14 protein-coding genes are annotated in these 18,858 nt (G+C 66.7%); 3 read left to right on the top strand and 11 right to left on the bottom strand.

Annotation, left to right across the window (positions count from 1 at the left end; all coding sequences use genetic code 11):
- Positions 1-161: 161 nt before the first annotated feature.
- The 9 genes from ACQR07_RS24515 to ACQR07_RS24475 form a co-directional block, all read right to left on the bottom strand.
- Positions 162-1,097: a sugar-binding protein gene (locus tag ACQR07_RS24515; RefSeq protein ID WP_434904691.1), complete on the bottom strand. Its 936-nt coding sequence runs from the start codon at positions 1,095-1,097 to the stop codon at positions 162-164.
- Positions 1,098-1,203: 106 nt separating this feature from the next.
- Positions 1,204-2,301, bottom strand: coding sequence for an ABC transporter permease (locus tag ACQR07_RS24510; RefSeq protein ID WP_434868112.1), 1,098 nt, complete (start codon positions 2,299-2,301; stop codon positions 1,204-1,206).
- On the bottom strand, positions 2,301-3,062 hold the full coding sequence (locus tag ACQR07_RS24505) for an ATP-binding cassette domain-containing protein (RefSeq protein WP_434904690.1): 762 nt from the start codon (positions 3,060-3,062) through the stop codon (positions 2,301-2,303). Before ACQR07_RS24505 ends, ACQR07_RS24510 begins: the two co-directional genes overlap by 1 nt.
- A gap of 46 nt (positions 3,063-3,108) precedes the next feature.
- On the bottom strand, positions 3,109-4,431 hold the full coding sequence (gene xylA / locus ACQR07_RS24500) for a xylose isomerase (RefSeq protein WP_434904689.1): 1,323 nt from the start codon (positions 4,429-4,431) through the stop codon (positions 3,109-3,111).
- Between the two features lie 5 nt (positions 4,432-4,436).
- On the bottom strand, positions 4,437-5,885 hold the full coding sequence (gene xylB, locus ACQR07_RS24495) for a xylulokinase (RefSeq protein WP_434904688.1): 1,449 nt from the start codon (positions 5,883-5,885) through the stop codon (positions 4,437-4,439).
- A gap of 115 nt (positions 5,886-6,000) precedes the next feature.
- A complete protein-coding gene (locus ACQR07_RS24490; RefSeq protein WP_434868108.1) occupies positions 6,001-7,029 on the bottom strand; it encodes a LacI family DNA-binding transcriptional regulator in 1,029 nt (342 codons plus the stop codon).
- A 1,483-nt stretch (positions 7,030-8,512) separates the two neighbouring features.
- On the bottom strand, positions 8,513-10,171 hold the full coding sequence (locus ACQR07_RS24485) for a tannase/feruloyl esterase family alpha/beta hydrolase (protein ID WP_434904687.1): 1,659 nt from the start codon (positions 10,169-10,171) through the stop codon (positions 8,513-8,515).
- 69 nt (positions 10,172-10,240) lie between these two features.
- Positions 10,241-11,413, bottom strand: coding sequence for a 4-hydroxybenzoate 3-monooxygenase (gene pobA, locus ACQR07_RS24480; protein WP_434904686.1), 1,173 nt, complete (start codon positions 11,411-11,413; stop codon positions 10,241-10,243).
- Positions 11,414-11,578: 165 nt separating this feature from the next.
- Positions 11,579-12,499 carry a helix-turn-helix domain-containing protein gene (locus ACQR07_RS24475; protein ID WP_434904685.1) on the bottom strand — a complete coding sequence of 307 codons (921 nt, stop codon included), beginning with the start codon at positions 12,497-12,499 and terminating at the stop codon, positions 11,579-11,581.
- A 133-nt stretch (positions 12,500-12,632) separates the two neighbouring features.
- On the opposite strand from ACQR07_RS24475, the gene ACQR07_RS24470 reads away from it, so the two are divergent.
- Positions 12,633-13,796, top strand: coding sequence for a cytochrome P450 (locus ACQR07_RS24470; RefSeq protein WP_434904684.1), 1,164 nt, complete (start codon positions 12,633-12,635; stop codon positions 13,794-13,796).
- Positions 13,797-14,176: 380 nt separating this feature from the next.
- Here ACQR07_RS24470 and ACQR07_RS24465 read toward each other — a convergent pair whose 3' ends face one another.
- Both ACQR07_RS24465 and ACQR07_RS24460 read right to left on the bottom strand, forming a co-directional pair.
- Complete coding sequence (locus tag ACQR07_RS24465) at positions 14,177-15,295, bottom strand: NADH:flavin oxidoreductase (protein WP_434904683.1); 1,119 nt, start codon at positions 15,293-15,295, stop codon at positions 14,177-14,179.
- A gap of 87 nt (positions 15,296-15,382) precedes the next feature.
- Positions 15,383-16,867, bottom strand: a complete 1,485-nt coding sequence (locus ACQR07_RS24460) for an AMP nucleosidase (RefSeq protein WP_434904682.1) — start codon at positions 16,865-16,867, stop codon at positions 15,383-15,385.
- Between the two features lie 258 nt (positions 16,868-17,125).
- Here ACQR07_RS24460 and ACQR07_RS24455 point away from each other — a divergent pair, with 258 nt between their 5' ends.
- Entirely contained in the window at positions 17,126-17,968 is an 843-nt protein-coding gene (locus tag ACQR07_RS24455) for a shikimate dehydrogenase (RefSeq protein ID WP_434904681.1), read from the top strand.
- A gap of 22 nt (positions 17,969-17,990) precedes the next feature.
- The gene (locus ACQR07_RS24450; protein ID WP_434904680.1) at positions 17,991-18,839 is read left to right on the top strand and encodes an amidohydrolase family protein; all 849 of its coding nucleotides are present in this window, start codon (positions 17,991-17,993) and stop codon (positions 18,837-18,839) included.
- Positions 18,840-18,858: the final 19 nt, after the last annotated feature.

Genomic DNA, 18,858 nt, shown 5'->3' with positions numbered 1-18,858 from the left:
GGGGGCGGACGATGACAGCGGAGCATGAAGACCGCCGCGTCTGACGTGGATGGCGCGCGGGAGCGCCACACGCCGTGCCTTCGGTTGCCCCAAACAAAAAAGGCGGCTCGGCCGCCGGCCAAAGCCGGATGCCGAACCGCCAGTCTTTCCCCGGGAGGAACTCAGTTCAGGAGCTTCGCGACGTTGTCCTTGGTCACGAGGTCGAGGCCGGTGTAGATCACTTCAGGCACCTTCTCGCCCTTCTTGATCGCGAGCAGCGCGTCCATCGACTTCTCGCCCATCTCGAACGGGCGCTGGCCGGTGAGCGCGTTGGAGTAGCCGTCGCGCAGCAGTTCGAGCTGCATCTTCAAGGTATCGGCGACGACCAGCGTGAGCTTGCCGGCGTCGATGTCCTTCTTGTTCTTGTTGACGAAGGCCTTGTAGCCTTCGGGCGCGAACATCGGCCAGCCGCCGACCGGAACGATCGCGGCGAGATCCGGCGTCGCGGTGCGCAGGTCGGTCATCTGCTGCACGGCGAGTGCGGAATCGTCGTTGCAGAAGGTCGGCGAGCCCGCGACTTCCGTCCACTTCGAGCCCTTCAGGGCCTCACGGACGCCGTCGACACGCTCAGCAAGGTTCTTGGCGCCCGGGCCGCCCGAGACCATGGCGTACTTGCCGCCGTCCGGCCGAAGCTCGCGCAGCTGCTTGCCGAGCGCCAGGCCGAAGTCCTTGTTGTTGGTGCCGATATAGGCGAGCCGCTTGGAGCCCGGCGCGTCCGCGTCGAAGGTGATGACGGGGATGCCGGCCGCAGCCGCCGCTTCGATCGACTTGGTCATCGCGGCGACGTCGGCCACCGAGATCGCGAGGCCGTCGACCTTCTGGGTGATGAAGTCCTGGATGATCTGCGCCTGGGTGGCGGGCTCGTGCTCGATCGGGCCCTTGTAGATGCACTCGACATTGCCGAGCTCCTTGGCCCGCTTCATGCAGCCGTCGCGTGCGACGTCGAAGAACGGGTTGTTCATCGCCTTCGGCACGACGGCGAAGCGGTATTTGGTCTCGGCATGCGCCGGGCCCACCAGGATCGCAAGCGATGCGACCGCAAACAGCAACTTTTTCATGGTTTCCCTCCTCGATGTCTATCCGAAATGATTGTCTGTGCCGGGCGCGGATAGACCTGATCAGTCACATCCCGGCCAGTATCTCGTCACGTCACAACAGCCTTCGTTACAACAGCCTTGCGCGGATGCGATCGACCAGCACGGCGGCGATGATGATCACGCCGACCAGCGTCTGCTGCCAGTAGGAGTTGACCTGCGCCAGCACCAGCCCGTTCCTGATGACCTCGAGCAGCACGCAGCCGACGATGGCGCCGAGCGGGCCGCCGATGCCGCCGGCCAGATTGGCGCCACCGATCACGGCCGCCGCGATCACGTTGAGCTCGTAGGACGTCGCCATGTTGGCCGGCGCCGAGCCGAGCCAGCCGGAGATGATGATGCCCTGCAGGCCGGCGGCGACCGCGCCGATCACGTAGACCTCGATCTTGACGCGCGTCACCGAGATGCCGGTCAGTTCCGCGGCCTTCTCGTTGCCGCCCATTGCGAACACATGGCGGCCGAACGCGGTGTGATGCAGGACCAAGGCCATCACCAGCGCCAGCGCGATCAGATAGATGAACGGCGCAGGCACGCCATAAACGTCGCCCGAGGTGAGCGCGTAGAAGTAGTCGGCGTCCGGACCGCCGGGAAAGCTGCCCCGGCCGTTGGAGATCACGTAAGCGAGGCCGCGCACGATCGACAGCATGCCGAGCGTGGTCACGAACGGCGACAGGCCGAGCAGCGCGATGCACATGCCGTTGACGAGCCCGACGAGCACGGACACGGCGAGCCCCGCCAGCACCGAGACGAGCAGGATCAGGCCGGGCACGTTGGCGACCACGGTCTTGCCGTCGGCCGCGAGATGCACGAACAGCGACGACAGCGGCGTACCGGGGGTCGACAGCGCCACCATCACCATCGAGGTGATCATCGCCGCGAAGCACATCAGCGAGCCGACCGAGAGGTCGATGCCGCCGGTGATGATCACGAAGGTGATGCCGAGCGTGGCGATGGCGATGAAGGAGAAGTTCTTGGCGACGTTCTGCAGATTGCCTTCGGTCAGGAAATAGGGGCTGGCGAAGCTCATCAGGATGATGAGCGCAACCAGCGCCAGGGTCACATAGGCCGTCTGCGAGGCGAACACGCCGCGATGCCACCATCGGATGGCACCGACGTTGGTGAAGGTCACCTCGCTGCCCGGGACGGGGGTCTCCGACGGAACAGACATTACGCAGCCTCCTTGGCGCCGGTGATCAGGGCGGTGACCTCGTCCGGGTTGGTGTCGTTGACCGGCTTGTCCGCCTTCTTCTCGCCGCGCCGCATGACCACGACGCGATCACACACCGCAAAGATGTCCGGCATGCGGTGCGAGATCAAGATCACGGCGATGCCCTGCTCCTTCAGGCGATGGATCAGGCTCAGGACCTGCTCGACCTGGCGGACCGAGATGGCGGCCGTCGGCTCGTCCATCATCACGAGCTTGGCGTTGGAGAGACGGGTGCGCGCGATCGCGACCGCCTGGCGCTGGCCGCCCGACATGTCCTTGACGAGATCGTGCGGCCGCGTCTCCGAGCGCAGCTCGCGGAACAGTTCCAGCGCCCGCGCCTCCATGCCCTTGTGGTCGAGCAGCCTGAGCGGCCCGAAATTGCGCCTGAGCTCGCGACCGAGAAACACGTTGGCGGCGGCGGTGAGATTGTTGGCCAGCGCGAGGTCCTGATAGACGACCTCGATGCCGACGCTGCGCGAATCCATCGGGCGATGGAAATGCACCTCACGACCGCAGAAATGGATCGATCCCTGGCTCGGCGGAAAGTTGCCGGCGATAATCCTCACCAAGGTCGACTTGCCGGCGCCGTTGTCGCCCATCAGGCCGACGACCTCGCCGGCACCGATCGACAGGTCCACGCCGTGCAGCGCGCGGATCGCGCCGAACTGCTTGCCGAGGCCTTTCAATTCGAGAACCGGCTCACCGGCCGCCGCCGTGCTCATGGCTGCTCCCCCACTCTCGTTGGTCGATAGGCGCAGGCTGCTGTCGTCAGACATAACGGTTTACCACGCTTTCCAGATATTCCTGCCGGCCGGAGCGCGGCTGCGGATCGAGGCCGGTGCTGACGGCGCGGTCGGCGAGCTCGGCGAGCGAGCGGCGGCCGGCGAGGATCGCCTGCCCTTCCTGGCCATCCCAGCCGGCGTAACGTTGTGCGAGCGGCGCGGTCAGCGCGCCCTCCTCCAGCATGGCATCGGCGGCGATCAGCGCCCGTGCGCACGCATCCATCGAGCCGACATGGGCGTGCAGCAGATCGTCCGGATCGATCGACTGCCGCCGGATCTTGGCGTCGAAGTTCAGCCCGCCGGTGGTGAAGCCGCCGCCCCTCAGCATATCATGGAACGCCAGCGCCAGCTCCGGCACGTTCATCGCGAACTGATCCGTGTCCCAACCGAGCAGATCGTCGCCGCGATTGATGTCGAGAGAGCCGAACACGCCGAGCGCCTGCGCCAGCATGATCTCGTGCTGGAACGAATGCCCGGCGAGGATCGCATGATTCTGCTCGATGTTGAGCTTGACGTCGTCCAGCAGGTCGTAGCGCTTCAGGAAGCCGTAGCAGGTCGCGACGTCGAAATCATACTGGTGCTTGGTCGGCTCCTTCGGCTTCGGCTCGATCAGCAGCGGGCCCTTGAAGCCGATCTTGTGCTTGTGCTCGACCACCAGCGAGACGAAGCGGCCGAGCTGGTCGAGCTCGCGCTTCATGTCGGTATTGAGCAGGGTCTCGTAACCCTCGCGGCCGCCCCACAGCACGTAGTTGGCGCCGCCCAGACGATGCGTCACTTCGAGCGCGGCGCGCACCTGCCCCGCGGCATAGGTGAAGACGTCCGGATCGGGATTGGTCGCGGCGCCAGCCATGTAGCGGCGATGCGAGAACAGGTTGGCGGTGCCCCACAACAGCCGCACCTTGGCGGAGGCCATCTTCTGCTCGAACAGGTCGCCGATGGCGTTGAGGTTGGCGACGGACTCCTTCAGCGTCGCGCCCTCCGGCGCGGCGTCGACGTCATGGAAGGTGAAGAACGGCACGTCGAGCAGGCGGAACAGTTCGAACGCCACATCGGCCTTGGCGCGCGCCATCGCGAGCGCGTCGTCGCCATGCTGCCAGGGCCGCAGGAAGGTCTCACCGCCGAACGGATCGGAGCCCGGCCAGCAGAACGAATGCCAATAGCAGACCGCGAAGCGCAGATGATCTTCCATGCGCTTGCCCCTGATGACCCGGTCCTTGTCGTACCAGCGGAACGACAGCGGGCTGCGCGACTCGGGGCCGCCATAGCTGACGGTTGCGCCGGTCTGGAAGAAGGAAGCCTGGACGTTCACGATGGTCACTCCTTGAGAGCAGGATAGAGCTTGCGCCAATGCGCATAGGCTGCGTCATAGCCGGCGCGCTGCGCGGTGCGCGGTTCGAAACTCTTGAGCCGTTGCGGCTTGCGGCAGACATCTTCGGGTGATGCGCCGGTCGCGGCGAGGCGGCCGAGCCGTGCAGCGCCGATCGCGGCGCCGACCTCCCCCTCTTCGACGCGATGCACGATCACGCCGAGCACGTCGGCCATGATCTGCGCCCACAAGGCCGAGCGCGAGCCGCCGCCGACGAGATCGAGCTCGGTGATCTCATGCGGACTGCGGCCAAGCGCACGGAGCATATCGCGCGCGGCGAACGCGACGCCTTCCAGCACGGCCTGCACGAGATCGTCGCGCGACGCGGCACTGCGCAGCCCGACGAAGGCGCCGTCGGCATGCGCATCATTGTGCGGCGTGCGCTCACCATCGAGATAGGGCAGGAACTGCACCGGGCTTGGACGATCGACACTTGCTCCGAGCGGCGCGAGCAGCGCGGCTTCCGGCGTCTGCAGAATGCGCGCCAGCCACGACAGCGAGGCCGCCGCCGACAGCATCACGCCCATCTGATGCCAGAGGCCGCCGAGCGCATGACAGAACGCGTGCACGGCGGATTCCGGCGCCGGCGCGAACCGGTCGGTGACGCGAAACAGCACGCCCGACGTGCCCAGCGACAGAAAGGCATCGCCCGGCGTGATCGCACCGAGCCCGATCGCGCTCGCCGCATTGTCGCCGGCGCCGCCGGCGATCACCACCTTGCCGCCCATGCCCCAGCGCCGCGCCAGCTCTGGAGAGAGCACCGCGCTCGGCGCATTGCCTTCGACCAGCCACGGCATGTGACCAAGACCAAGGCCGGTCGCCTCCAGCAGCGTCTCCGACCAGCGCCGCGCGCCGACGTCGAGCCACAAGGTGCCGGCGGCGTCCGACATGTCCTCGACCATCTCGCCGGACAGCCGATAGCGCACATAGGCCTTCGGCAGCAGCACCTTTGCCACCTGGGCGAAGATGTCCGGCTCGTGCTTCGCGACCCAGGCGAGCTTCGGCGCGGTGAAGCCGGGCATCGCCAGATTGCCGGCGATCGCATGCAGCTCGGGACAGCGCCGCTCGAGCTCGGCGCATTCGTCCTGCGAGCGGCCGTCGTTCCACAGGATCGCCGGCCGCAGCGGCCGGCCGTCACGGCCGAGCAAGGTCGCGCCATGCATCTGGCCGGACAGGCCGATGCCGCTGACAGCGGCCGTTTCGCGCTGGTGATCGCGGGCGAGGTCATCGACGGCACCGATCGCAGCCTCGACCCAGTGATCCGGATTCTGCTCGGACCACAGCGGCTGCGGGTGCGACAGCGACAGCGGACGCGAGGCGCTTGCGACCAGCGCACCCGTCTCGTCCTCCAGCACGGCCTTCACGCCGGATGTGCCGACATCCAGTCCGAGAAACACGACCTCATTCCTCCCACGCCGGCCACCGGGATGCGGCGATCTGTGTCGCCTCGCACCAGCAGCCTACTCATTCTGTACCCCATGATCAGTCCGGCCGCTGCGGCGGCCGTCCGGCTCACGGCAAATTGTCCCGCATCACGATGTCGATGCGGATGGCTTCCTGTTCGCTCAGAAGCGGCTCGCCGCGCGCCAGCGCGAGCAGCACGCGCACCGCCGAACGCGCTTCGTGACCCGGGTTCTGCGAGATGACGGCATCCATCACGCCGTTCAGCAGCAGCTTGCGCGTCACCGCCGTGACGTCGTGACCGACGAACACGATGTCCTCGGCGCGCCCGGATTCGGCGAGCGCCTTGGCGACGCCGGCGGTGCCGGCGCCGACATTGTACAGGCCAACGATGTCGCGATGCTCGGCGAGCAGCTTGCTCATCAGCTGCTCCGAGCGGTCGTCGGCGTCATGCCCCTCGGCCACCGGCAGGACTTCAAGTTGCCGATATTCCGACGTCATCACCTGGGTGAAGCCGAAGATGCGCTCGGCGTGGTCGCGCAGGCCCTGCGAGCCGGCGACGATCGCCACGCGTCCGGCCCGGCCGCCGGCGAAACGTCCGACCAGCCCGGCGGCGGTACGACCGGCCGCGATGTTGTCGATGCCGACGTAATGCTGCCGGCGCGAGGACGGCACGTCGGACACCAGGGTCACGACCTTGGCCCCGGACTCGACGAGATCGTTGATGGCGGCCCGCACGTTCGGATGGTCGAGCGCGACCACCGCCACGCCATCGACCCTGCCGACAAGATCATCCAGCTTCGCGGCCAGCACGGCTGAATCGAACACGTCGGTGGTGACGACGTCGACCGTGAGCCGGCGCGCGGCCATCCAGTTGGCCAATTCGCCGAGATGCGTCTCGATCTGCTGCATGAACAGGTTGACGCCCGCGGGCATCACAAACGCGAACCGCCGGGATCGCGCCCGCGCCAGCTCGGAGGCTGCCGCATGCGGCTGGAACGCGCTGCGCGCCATCGCGTCCTTCACGCGCCGCACCGTATCCGGGCGCACGCCCGGGCGGTTGTGCAGCACGCGGTCGACGGTGGCGAGGCTGACCCCTGCCTGCCGCGCGATATCCCGCAATGTCAGCGGCGCGTTCATGCTCCTCCCTTTCGAGCTGAGGAACTTAGCGCGATTTTTGAGGTGCGCAACTCATTTTTGAGGTGCCGCCGATAGGGCCGCTCGCGGATGCGGCACGACGTCTTCAGCAGCGCCGCGCCGCTCGCAGCCCGTGCCAGTTGACGGCATCGGGTCGCGAAGCTGCACAGCGACAGCCACTCAACCTTCGCGATCAAGTAAACTGACCTCGCGAGGGCTTGTCAAACGGCGGTGCGCTCATTGGCGTCGTCCCCCGCCATTACACGCGAAGGCTTCCGCCAATCCATCACTTGGCGATCTTGTGCGCCAATCATCTCGGCCAGCCCGCGCCGTTGGAATAATTTCCGCTTTCCAGAAGATTTTTCTTTCGCTTTATCGGAAACTATGCTTATCTCCCGGCCATCCCGCCTCAACGAGAGGGGCGTAGCGCGCGATCGTCACGACACGCGAGGCGGGGATGCGGTGGCCGCGGGAGATCGCAGCATTCTCTTCCAACGAGGGTGCGGACGAACGATCGCTTGCGGACGTGAAGTCGCAGCGGCCTGACACCCCGACGCTGGTGTCCCGCGCAGTGCGCAAGCATTGCCGCGAATGGTGGCCAACAAGCCCGGCGCACCAGGGCGACTGCGTATAAGCGTGAAGACACCGCGCAGGGAATGCCGGATGACCGGCTTTGCCTGTGGTACCTGCCGCCTGCATTTTTTTCGCAGGCGGGCCATGGGTGAGGCCCTCACCCGGCATTCCCTGCGCCCTCTCATTTCGGAGGGCGACAACGAACATCAGCCTCGGGCGCGATGCGCCGCGAGAATACGTCTCCATGTCGGTTGCTGTTTGAGATGTGAAGCAGTCTCTTTCCACGCGTCGTCCCGGGCAAGCCGCGACGCGCGCAGCGCAACGTGGCGCCGACCCGGGACCCATACGCCGCGGCCGTCGTGATGGGCAAAATGCCAATCACCAGCCTGCCTCAAACCGCTCCCTGGGGGTATGGGTCCCGGCGTTCGCCGGGACGACGGCGGAGTTTGTAGTTGCGGCCGGGAACGACAACTCGCAACGTCATTGCGAGCTACCGTAGGGTGGGCAAAGGCGCATGCGACGCTACACGCGACGAGCTACGTTCTCTCGCGCGCCGTGCCCACCATTATCTCCGCTCGTGAGGATGCATGGTGGGCACGCAACCGCCCTGCGGGCGGCTGCTTTGCCCACCCTACGTCGCCGAGGGCAGGTCCCGGCTCGAGGGCGGGACGACGGCGGAGTTTGTAGTTGCGGCTGGGAACGACAACTCGCAACGTCATTGCGAGCTGCCGTAGGGTGGGCAAAGGCGCATGCGACGCTACACGCCACGAGCAACGCTCTCGCGCGCGCCGTGCCCACCATTGTCTCCGCTCGTGCGGATGCATGGTGGGCACGCGACCGCCCTGCGGGCGGCTGCTTTGCCCACCCTACGCAGCGTGTGCGCGGCGCCAACGCCTGCTGTCAGCTACGCGCCCTACTCAGCACACACAAAGCTTCCGGCCTGCTCCATCGGTCCTGCCTTGTAGCGCGGCCAGGCCGGCCAGCGGCACAGCGGCAGGCTGCGGGTGACCGCAAACGCCGGGGCCTCGATCTTCTGCTCGACCACTTCGAGATCACCCGGCGCCTTGCCGGTCTCGACCCAGTCGACCAAGACGCTCAGCATGTCGACGTTGGCTGGCGCGCCGTTGCCGACATGGTCGACGCCGGGCGCGGTGTAGAGGCGCGCGAACTCCGCCGTCTCGGCCTTGCCGAGCTTGCGCTCGACCGACTCGAAATAGCGGATGCCGGCATAGGGACTCTGCGCGTAGTCGGCCATGTGCTCGAGCATGACGAGCCGGCCGCCATGGGCGCGGAAGCGGCTGAGATCGGGGTTGGTGGAGTCCATCAGCTGCGACACCTGCAGCAGCCGGTCCTTGTAATCATCAGGACGATATTTGGTGACGTCGAGCTTGGGATCGCGCGCGAACACATATTGCGTGCCGCCAGCGCCGAACACCCAGGCGATGCCGTTGGCCGGCGTCGGCGGCTGCGTCGGTGCGGCCTTGCCGAGCCACCACGAGATCCAGCCGCCAGCGGAGGCAAAGCCCTCCGTATCCTCGCCCGAGATGCCCCAGCCCGGATAGTCGTCGAGCCCGTTGGCAAGCGGGAACGAGAACTTGTACGGTGCGTGCAGCGTCGCGATCGCCTTGACCTGCGCATCGCTCAGGCAGGCCTCGCCGCTCTTGCCGTCGGGACAGCGCAAGGCCTCCGGTTTGAAGCTCGCCTTGCAGCCGACGGCGTTCGCGATCAAGCCGTCCTCGACGCCGTCAGCCTTGTCGCAGCTCTTGCGCACGGCGTCTCCGACCAGCTTGACCTGCGCCGGGCTGATCCAGCCCTCGCCCATCGTCACCAGCCCTCCGCGCGTGCCGGCATGCTGCAGCCCGACCCAGTTGATGACGGGGACACGGGCGAAAATGCCGTCGAAATCGTCGGGATAGCGCTGCGCCATGGTCAGCGCCTCACGGCCGCCCTCGGACGAGCCCATGAAGTACATCTTGGCCGGCTTGCTGCCATAGGCGCGCGCGATGATGGCGACGGCGGCGTCACGCACCTTCTTGTAGGCGACGTGCGAAAAATTCTCGAACGCCTCGTCATTGAGCGCAAAGGTCTGCGGCGGCTCGCCCGGCTTGGACTCGTGGCCGGAATCGGTGCCGTAGGTGACGAAGCCGCGCGCCAGCGGCGAGGCCTTGTCGAACGGATAGGCCGGCGGCAGGCCGAGCCCGGTGATGAGCACGCCGTTGAAGCCGCCGCCGCCATATTGCAGCGAGCGGCCGTTCCAATCAGCGGGAAGATTGACCTCGAACTTGATCGGCGGCGCCTGCGGGTCTTTCGGGTCGATATGACCGAGCACCTTGCAGAAAGCCGGCGTGGCCGGAACGACGCGTGCGGCCGGGGAGCCGGCCTTTTCCGCCACCGACAACGGCGCCGGCGCCTGCATCGCGACCGTGTCGATCCGCACGGCACCATCGGATGTGCCGGCCAGTCCGCCGCAGGTCGCGGCGGCATCGCCGCTGATCGGCACGGCGGCCGCCGAAGACACCGCCGCCAGCGACGTCAAAAATGCGATCGCACTCGCACGAGGCCAGCTCGTCATGGTCATTTCCTCACCTTGTCGGTCCCGTTGATCCGGGATCTCGCATCCGCGCTTGTAGCAGACCGCCGGCTAGAACGGCAGCCCGACATAGTTCTCCGCCAGCGACCGCTGCGCCGCGTCGGACGAGAACAGATAGGCAAGCTCGGTATCCTGCAGTCTGTCGTCGTAAGACAGCCGGTCGGGGAAGCGATGCAACAGGGTCGTCATCCACCAGGAGAAGCGCTGCGCCTTCCAGATCCGCGCCAGCGCCCGCTGCGAGTAGCCGTCGATGCCGCGGTCGTCACCCTTTTTGTAGTGATCGAGCAGCGCATGATAGAGATAGTAGATGTCAGAGGCCGCCGAGTTCAGCCCGCGCGCGCCGGTCGGCGGCACGATGTGGGCGGCGTCGCCGGCCAGGAACAAGCGGCCGTAACGCATCGGCTCGGCGACGAAGCTGCGCAGCGGCGCAATGCTCTTCTCGATCGAGGGACCCGTCGTGAGTTTGGCGGCGACCTCGGCCGGCAGGCGGCGCTTCAGCTCCTCCCAGAACGCATCGTCGCTCCAATCCTCGACCTTGTCGGTGAGCGGCACCTGGACGTAATAGCGGCTCAGCACCTGCGAGCGCAGCGAGCACAGCGCGAAGCCGCGCTCGTGCTTGGCATAGATCAGCTCCGGCGACACCGGCTTGGTGCGGGAGAGCACGCCGAGCCAGCCGAACGGATAGACCCGCTCGAACTCGGTCAACTTGTCCTGCGGGATCGACCTGCGGCTGACGCCATGGAAGCCGTCGGCGCCGATGACGTAGTCGCAGTCGACGCGGATCACCTCTTCGCCGCTGCGATAGGTGACGTAGGGCTTGTCGGAGGCGATGTCGTGCGGCGTCACGTCGGCCGCGTTGTGCACGACCTTGCCGCCGAGCTTGTCGCGCGCCTCGTAGAGATCGCGCGTCAGCTCGGTCTGGCCGTAGACCATGACCGAATTTCCGCCGGAATATTTGTGCAGGTCGAGGCGATCGAGCTTGCCGTCATGGGCGATGTAGAAGCCGTGATGGATCTCACCCTCGCGGTCCATGCGCTCGCCGCACTTCGCTTCGCGCATCAGCTCGGCAAAGCCGTGCTCCAGCACGCCCGCACGGATGCGCGACAGCACGTAGTCGCGGCTCGACTTTTCCAGGATGATCGTATCGATGCCCTGCAGATGCAGCAGCTGCGACAGCATCAGGCCCGAGGGGCCGCCGCCGATGATGCAGACTTGGACTTTCATGGGCAAGTTCTCCCGGATTCACGACGAAAGCCTTGTTGGCTTTGCTTGTCAGTCGCGAATTCTACCAAGGAATGCCCCGGTCGACTTGCATGGACGCTGCATTCTCTTGCACTTTTCCGACACCGCTGCGCGAGATGGCATGACGGTATCAGGACCCTCTCCGGATCAGCGGCGAGCGCCGGTCGCCTCGTCCGCGATGCCCATGGCGCGGCGATAGTCACGCGGGCTGGCGCCGGTGTGGCGCTTGAAGAAGCGGCAGAAATAGGCGGGATCCTTGAAGCCGAGTTCGAACGCCAGCTTCGACACCGGCGCTGCAACATAAGTGAGGCGGCGGCAGGCCTCGCGGGCGAGCCGCGCATGCACGATGTCGAGCGCGGATTGGCCGGTCTCCGCCCGCGTCAGCCGGTTCAGCCGTTCCGGGGTCATGCCGAGTTCGTCGGCATAGCGCGCCACCGACCAGTGATCGCGATGGCGCGCCTCGACCAGCACGATGAAGCGCGTGAACAGTGCCGCCTGCCCGCTGCCGCGCCGCGCCCCCTGCGACTGCCGCGCGCTCTGCTGTGCCAGCCGCCACACGATCGAGCGACCGAGCCAGTGCGGCACCGGCGAGGCCGCGGCATCCGCTGCGGCGAACTCGTCGGCGAGGTCGACGAACAGCGCGGCGATGCGGCCGGTCGCAACCGCCTGCGGCTCGAGATGCAGGATCTGCGCGGTCGCGAACAGATCACGCAACGCCTCGCCGGTCGCCGGCACGTCGCCCTCGACCACCGCGCGCGGATTGAAGGTGAGCACATAGCCGTCGGTGTCGCGCGAGAAGCGGAAGGCATGAACCACTCCGGGCGGGATGATGACCGCCACCGGGCCGGCGCAACGCCCGCGGCGTTCGTCCAAGGCGATCTCGGCCGGACCGGACGCGACCCAGAGGATCTGGTGCAGGCCCTGGTGCGTGTGGGCCTCGATCTCCCAGCGATAAAGCTTGCTGCGCACCTGGATCGGCTCGACGTGCAGCATGTCGGGCTGCGCCGCCAAGGCTTCGCCATACAGCGCAAATGCGGGGATCGACGGCTTGGTGCGAAAGCGCGGCATGTGCAGGAGCTAAGCCGGAATGTCGAAAAAGTGCAAGTCTTGACCGGCGTTCGTGTCTCACGCCGCAGCAAAGGCTCGGTTACATCAGTGAAAAGAACAACAACGACCACACTCAATGGAGAGGAGGCCCGACATGTTCACGTTCGACCCGTATTCGCCTGCGGTCGATGCCGACCCGTTCCCGTTCTACAAGACCCTGCGCGACGAGCATCCCTGCTTCTGGAGCCCGCAGGCCCAGGTCTGGATCCTGTCGCGCTACGCCGACGTCGCGGCGGCCGGCACCAACTGGCAGACCTATTCGTCGGCCAAGGGCAACCTGATGACCGAGCTGCCGAACCGCGCCGGTGCGACGCTCGGCACGACCGATCCGCCGCGCCATGACCGCCTGCGCGGCCTCGTCCAGCACGCCTTCATGAAGCGCAATCTCGAGAGCCTGTCCGGTCCGATCCGCGACATCGCGCGCGACAGCGCCGAGGCGCTGCGCGGCCAGGACCGCTTCGACTTCATCGAGGCGTTCTCGTCGAAGTTCACCGTGCGCGTGCTGTTCGCCGCCCTCGGCCTGCCGCTCGGCGACGAGCAGACGGTGCGCGACAAGGCGGTGCTGATGGTGCAGAGCGATCCGGTGAGCCGCGCCAAGGGCCCGCAGCACATCGCCGCCTACAACTGGATGCAGGACTACGCGGCCGGCGTGATCGCCGAGCGCCGCGCGCGGCCGCAGAACGACCTGATCTCGCATTTCAGCATGGCCGAGATCGACGGCGACAAGCTCGACGAGCGCGAGGTGCTGCTGACCACGACGACCCTGATCATGGCCGGCATCGAGTCGCTCGGCGGCTTCATGAGCATGCTGGCCTACAACCTCGCCGACCACGCCGACGCGCGCCGCGCAGTGGTCGCCAACCCCGACCTGATGGCGGATGCGGTCGAGGAGTCGCTGCGCTTCAACACCTCGGCCCAGCGCTTCCGCCGCTGCCTGCAGAAGGACCTGACCCTGCACGGCCAGACCATGCGCGAGGGCGATTTCGTCTGCCTCGCCTACGGCTCCGCCAATCGTGACGAGCGGCAGTTCCCCAATCCCGATGTCTACGACATCACCCGCAAGCCGCGCGGCCATCTCGGCTTCGGCGGCGGCGTGCATGCGTGTCTCGGATCAGCGATCGCCCGCATGGCCATCAAGATCGCGTTCGACGAGCTGCACAAGGTCGTGCCCGAGTATCGCCGAACGCAGGAGCAACTGCCGTGGATGCCGTCGTCAACGTTCCGCAGCCCGCTCTATCTGGAGCTGACGGTGCAGTAGTTGCGGGAGCGGGAGGCTCGACCGAACAAGCCGGGACGAAGATGACAGGGCGGGGTCGAACAAGTCCATTCTCCTCATCGGGTCGACGAGAGGAGCCACGATCGAGCGCCAACGACGGTGCACCCTCTCCCCTTGTGGGAGAGGGTGCCGGAGATGCGAAGCATCGGAGGCGGGTGAGGGGTCTCTCTCCGCACGGGAGTTCGTGGAGAGAGACCCCTCACCCGGTTCGCATTCGCTCCGCTCTTGCGAACCACCCTCTCCCACAAGGGGAGAGGGTGCACCGAGTTCGTGGCTTCGACTCGCACCCAACTAAAAGCGCGGTTGGCTCACGCCACGAGAGGAGCGCGCGACTGAACGCGGCGAGTAAGCCGCGCTCCAACTCACACCAGCGCGCCGAGGTCTGCCGCGTTGAAGCCCTTGAGGCCCGCCTTGTCGCCGGACTTGATCTTGGCGACCCAGTCGGGATCGCTGATCAGCGCACGTCCCACGGCGATGAGGTCGAACTCGTCCTTCGCCATGCGTTCCAGCAACGCATCGAGATCCGCCGTCGTCGACGGCTTGCCGGCGAACGCCGAGAAGAAGTCGCCGGCGAGACCAACGGAGCCGACGCTGATGGTCGCGGCGCCCGTGATCTTCTTCGCCCAGCCGGCGAAGTTCAGCCCCTTCTCGCCGTCGATCTCGGGGAATTCCGGCTCCCAGAAGCGGCGCTGCGAGCAGTGCAGGATGTCGACGCCGGCATCGACCAGCGGCTGCAGCCAATCGCCCATCAGCGCCGGCGTCTCGGCGAGGCGCGCCGCGTAGTCCTGCTGCTTCCACTGGCTGACGCGCAGGATGATCGGGAAATCCGGACCGACCGCCTTGCGGATCGCGGCGACGATCTCGCCGGCGAAGCGCGAGCGCTCCTTGATCGTCGGGCCGCCATAACGGTCGTCGCGCTTGTTGGTGCCGGACCAAAAGAACTCGTCGACCAGGTAGCCATGCGCGCCGTGGACCTCGACCGTGTCGAAGCCGGTGCGCTTGGCGTCGGCGGCAGCCTGCGCGAACGCGGCGACGGTGTCGGCGATGTCGTTCTCGGTCATCGCGTTGCCGCGCGGCTTGTCCGGCGCGACCAGGCCCGACGGGCTCTCGACCGGCGCGCCGGGCTCCCAGCGGCTCATGCCCTTGGTCGAGCCGGTGTGCCAGATCTGCGGCGCGATGCGGCCGCCGGCGGCGTGCACGGCGCTGGCGACGCTCTGCCAGCCGGCCAGCGCCGCGTCACCGTGAAAGAAGGGAATGTGAGGCTCATTGCGCGAGGCGGGACGGTTGATCACCGTGCCCTCGGTCAGGATCAGGCCCACGCCGCCCTCGGCGCGGCGGCGATAATAGGCGGCGTTGGCCTCGCCCGGAATTCCGTCCGGTGCCGCGTTGCGCGTCATCGGCGCCATGACGATGCGGTTCTTCAGCTCCAGCGTCTTCAGGCGAAACGGACGAAACAGCACGCTGGTATCGAGATCGGACATTCGGTGGGCTCCATGACGGTCGGAACCGCTCCAGTAGACGTCCTGGCTCCGATGTCAATGAGGCGGCCTTCACGCCGACCGCGGCCGCTACTGGAAGGCCACTTCCGCGAAGCTGCGCAACTTGCGCGAATGCAGCCGCTCGGACTCCTGATGCTTCAACAGCTCCAGCGCCTTCAGGCCGATCTGCAGATGCTGGCCGACGCGCTGGCGGTAGAAGTCGCTGGCCATGCCGGCGAGCTTGATCTCGCCATGCAGCGGCTTGTCGGAGACGCAGAGCAAGGTGCCGTAGGGCACGCGGAAGCGATAACCATTGGCGGCGATCGCAGCCGACTCCATGTCGAGCGCGACGGCCCGCGACTGCGACAGCCGGCGGATCACGGCGGGGCCGGAGATCTCCCAATTGCGGTTGTCGACGCTGGCCACCGTGCCGGTGCGCATCACCCGCTTCAGCTCGAAGCCGGAATAGCCGGTGACCGCCTCCACGGCCTCTTCGAGCGCGACCTGCACCTCGGCCAGCGCCGGGATCGGCACCCACGGCGGCAGCTCCTGGTCGAGCACATGGTCCTCGCGGACGTAGCCGTGCGCGAGCACATAGTCGCCGAGCCGCTGGGTGTTGCGCAGACCCGCGCAGTGCCCGACCATCAGCCAGGCGTGCGGGCGCAGCACCGCGATGTGGTCGGTGACGTTGCGCGCATTCGAGGGGCCGGTGCCGATGTTGATCAGCGTGATGCCTTGATGGCCCGGCTCGACCAGATGGAGCGCCGGCATCTGCGGCGTGCGAGCCGGCGCAGAGCCTGTGGTGCCGCCGCCGAGCCGCGCGCTGCGCGTGACCACGTTGCCCGGCTCCACGAAGGCTTCGGCAGTGCCCGGCCCGGCCGTCAGCTGCTGCCTGCCCCAATCGGCAAAGGCATCGACGTAGAACTGATAGTTGGTGAAGATGACGAAGTTCTGGAAATGGTCGGGATCGGTCCCGGTGTAGTGATAGAGCCGGCGCAGCGAGTAGTCGACGCGCGCCGCGCGAAACAGCGACAGCGGCTCGGGCATGCCCGGCTGCAGCTCCAGCGTGCCGTCGGCGATGGCATCGTCCATGGTCGCGAGATCGGGCGCATCGAACACGTCGCGCAGCGAGCGCGTCATGAGCGGGCTCTCGTGATGCGGCAACGCCGTCTCGATATTGATGTCGCGGCGATAGGCGAAATGCACCGGAATCGGCTCGGCGGATTCGCCGATCTCGACGGGCACGCCGTGGTTCTCGATCAGGAGCCGGATCTGCTCGGTCAAATAGGAGCGGAACAGGTCGGGCCGCGTCACGCTGGTCTCGTGCACGCCGGGTCCCGCGACGAAACCGTAGGCGAGGCGCGAGTCCAGCCGGGCGTGGCTCGCGGTGGTGAGGCGCACGAACGGATAGGTCGCGCGGATGCGGGTCGGTGGCACCACGCCATTCGCATAGGCCTCGAAATGAGAGCGCAGGAAGGCGGTGTTGCGCTCGTAGATCTCTTCGAGCCGCGCCACTGCAGCAGCGGCGTCGGTGAAGCTTTCGGTCGCGATGGAGAGCGGAGACTGAATGGTCAATCGAGATCCCTCGTAGCCGGTCGGACGCGGCCTGGAGGCTCGGCGCGACCGTGGTTCGCGATCATAGAAACCAGCCGCCGCTTTGCCCAGAGGCAGGGTATCGCGATGCTGCATCCAGTCCACACCATGAAACGATGCGTGCATTGCGAAGGACACTGTGACGGAATGTTTCAATTGCCTGGCTGGATCATTGCCCATAAGACGGTTTCAGCATCGGCCGGAACAGGCCGACATCGAACCGGGAGGTCATGGCGCAGCATGTCGCAAGCGAACGGATTCGGATTGGCTGGTGTCATCGGCATGCCCGTCGCTCACTCGCGCTCCCCGACGATCCACAATTTCTGGCTCAATGCGCACGGCCTGCGCGGCGCCTATGTGCCGCTGGCGGTTCAGCCGGAGCGGCTCAAGGAGGCGCTTGCCGGCCTGGTGGCCCTCGGTTTCCGCGGCTGCAACGTCACCATGCCGCACAAGCAGACGGCGATGCCGCTGCTCGCCCGGGTCAACGACACGGCGCGACGGATTGGCGCCGTCAACACCATCGTCGTCGAGCAGGACGGCACGCTGAGCGGCTTCAACAATGACGGCAACGGCTTCGTCCAGAGCCTGCGCGATGTCCGGCCGGGCTGGCGCGCCGACGAAGGCCCGATCCTGCTGCTCGGCGCCGGCGGCGCCGCACGCGCGGTGGTGGTCGCGCTGCTCGAGAACGGCGCCCGCGACATCCGCATCAGCAACCGAACCGCCGAGAAAGCGCAGGCCATCGCCGCCGAATTTGGATCGGCCATCAGCACGGTGGCCTGGGACGATCGCTCCGCCGCCATTGCCGACGTCGCGCTGCTGATCAACAGCACCGATCGCGGCATGATCGGCAAGCCGGCGCTGGAGATCGATCTGGCGCGGCTCTCGGCGAAGACGCTCGTGGCCGACCTGATCTACACGCCGCTGGAAACACCGTTCCTGGCGGAGGCGCGGGCGCGCGGCTGCACGACGGTCAACGGGCTCGGCCTGCTGCTCAACCAGGCCCGGCTCGCATTCCAGGCCTGGTTCGGCGTGCTGCCGGACGTGACACCGGAGCTGATCAAGGCCATTCGGGCGACGTTCTGAGCATGCGACAAAGCGCTTGATGATGACACTGCCGACGGGTCCCAGGATCGACTGCCACATCCACGCGATCGATCCCGCGCGCTTCCCCTACGCGCCCGACACGCCCTACCGTCCGACCGGCCAGGAGATCGCCCCCGCAGCACATCTCATCCGCGTGCTCGACGTCTTCGACGTCAGGCACGCGCTGATCGTCGCGACGAATTCGGGCTATGGCTCCGACAGCCGTATCCTGCTCGACACGCTCAGGCATGGCAATGGACGGTTCAAGGGCGTCGCTGTGGTCGAGAAGGACGTCGACATCAAAGAGCTGGAACGCCTCAAGGCGGCCGGCGTCATCGGCATCGCCTTCAACGTGCCGTTTCACGGCAGCGACTACTACCGCGACGCGGCACCGCTGCTGGAGAAGCTCACCGATCTGGACCTGTTCCTGCAGGTCCAGATCGAGGGCGATCAACTGCTCGACCTGCTGCCGCTGATCGAACGGTCGAAGGCCCGCCTCGTGTTCGACCATTGCGGCCGGCCGGTCGTCGAGGACGGCCTGAAGCGCCCGTCATTCCAGGCGCTGCTTGCGCTCGGCCGGGAGCGCGATGCCGTCGTGAAGCTGTCGGGCTACTACAAATTCGCGCGCCAGCCCTACCCTTACGCCGACACATGGCCGTTCATCAGCGCGCTGGTCGATGCCTTCACCCTCGACCGTTGCGTCTGGGGCTCCGACTGGCCGTTCCTGCGCGCACCCGAACGCCTCGACTACGGACCACTGCTCGCGGGAGTGAGCGAGATCTTTCCAGATCCAGCCGATCAGCACCGCCTGCTCTGGCGCACGCCGTTGCGGCTGCTGGGCTTGACAGAGACTTCGACTGAATCAGCATAAACAAAAGAACATCGGGAGG

Source organism: Bradyrhizobium sp. HKCCYLS20291 (assembly GCF_051167715.1).
In the GTDB taxonomy this organism is placed as follows: Bacteria; Pseudomonadota; Alphaproteobacteria; order Rhizobiales; family Xanthobacteraceae; genus Bradyrhizobium.
Note: the sequence above shows the minus strand (reverse complement) of the source record. Positions and strands in the feature narration are given on the sequence as shown.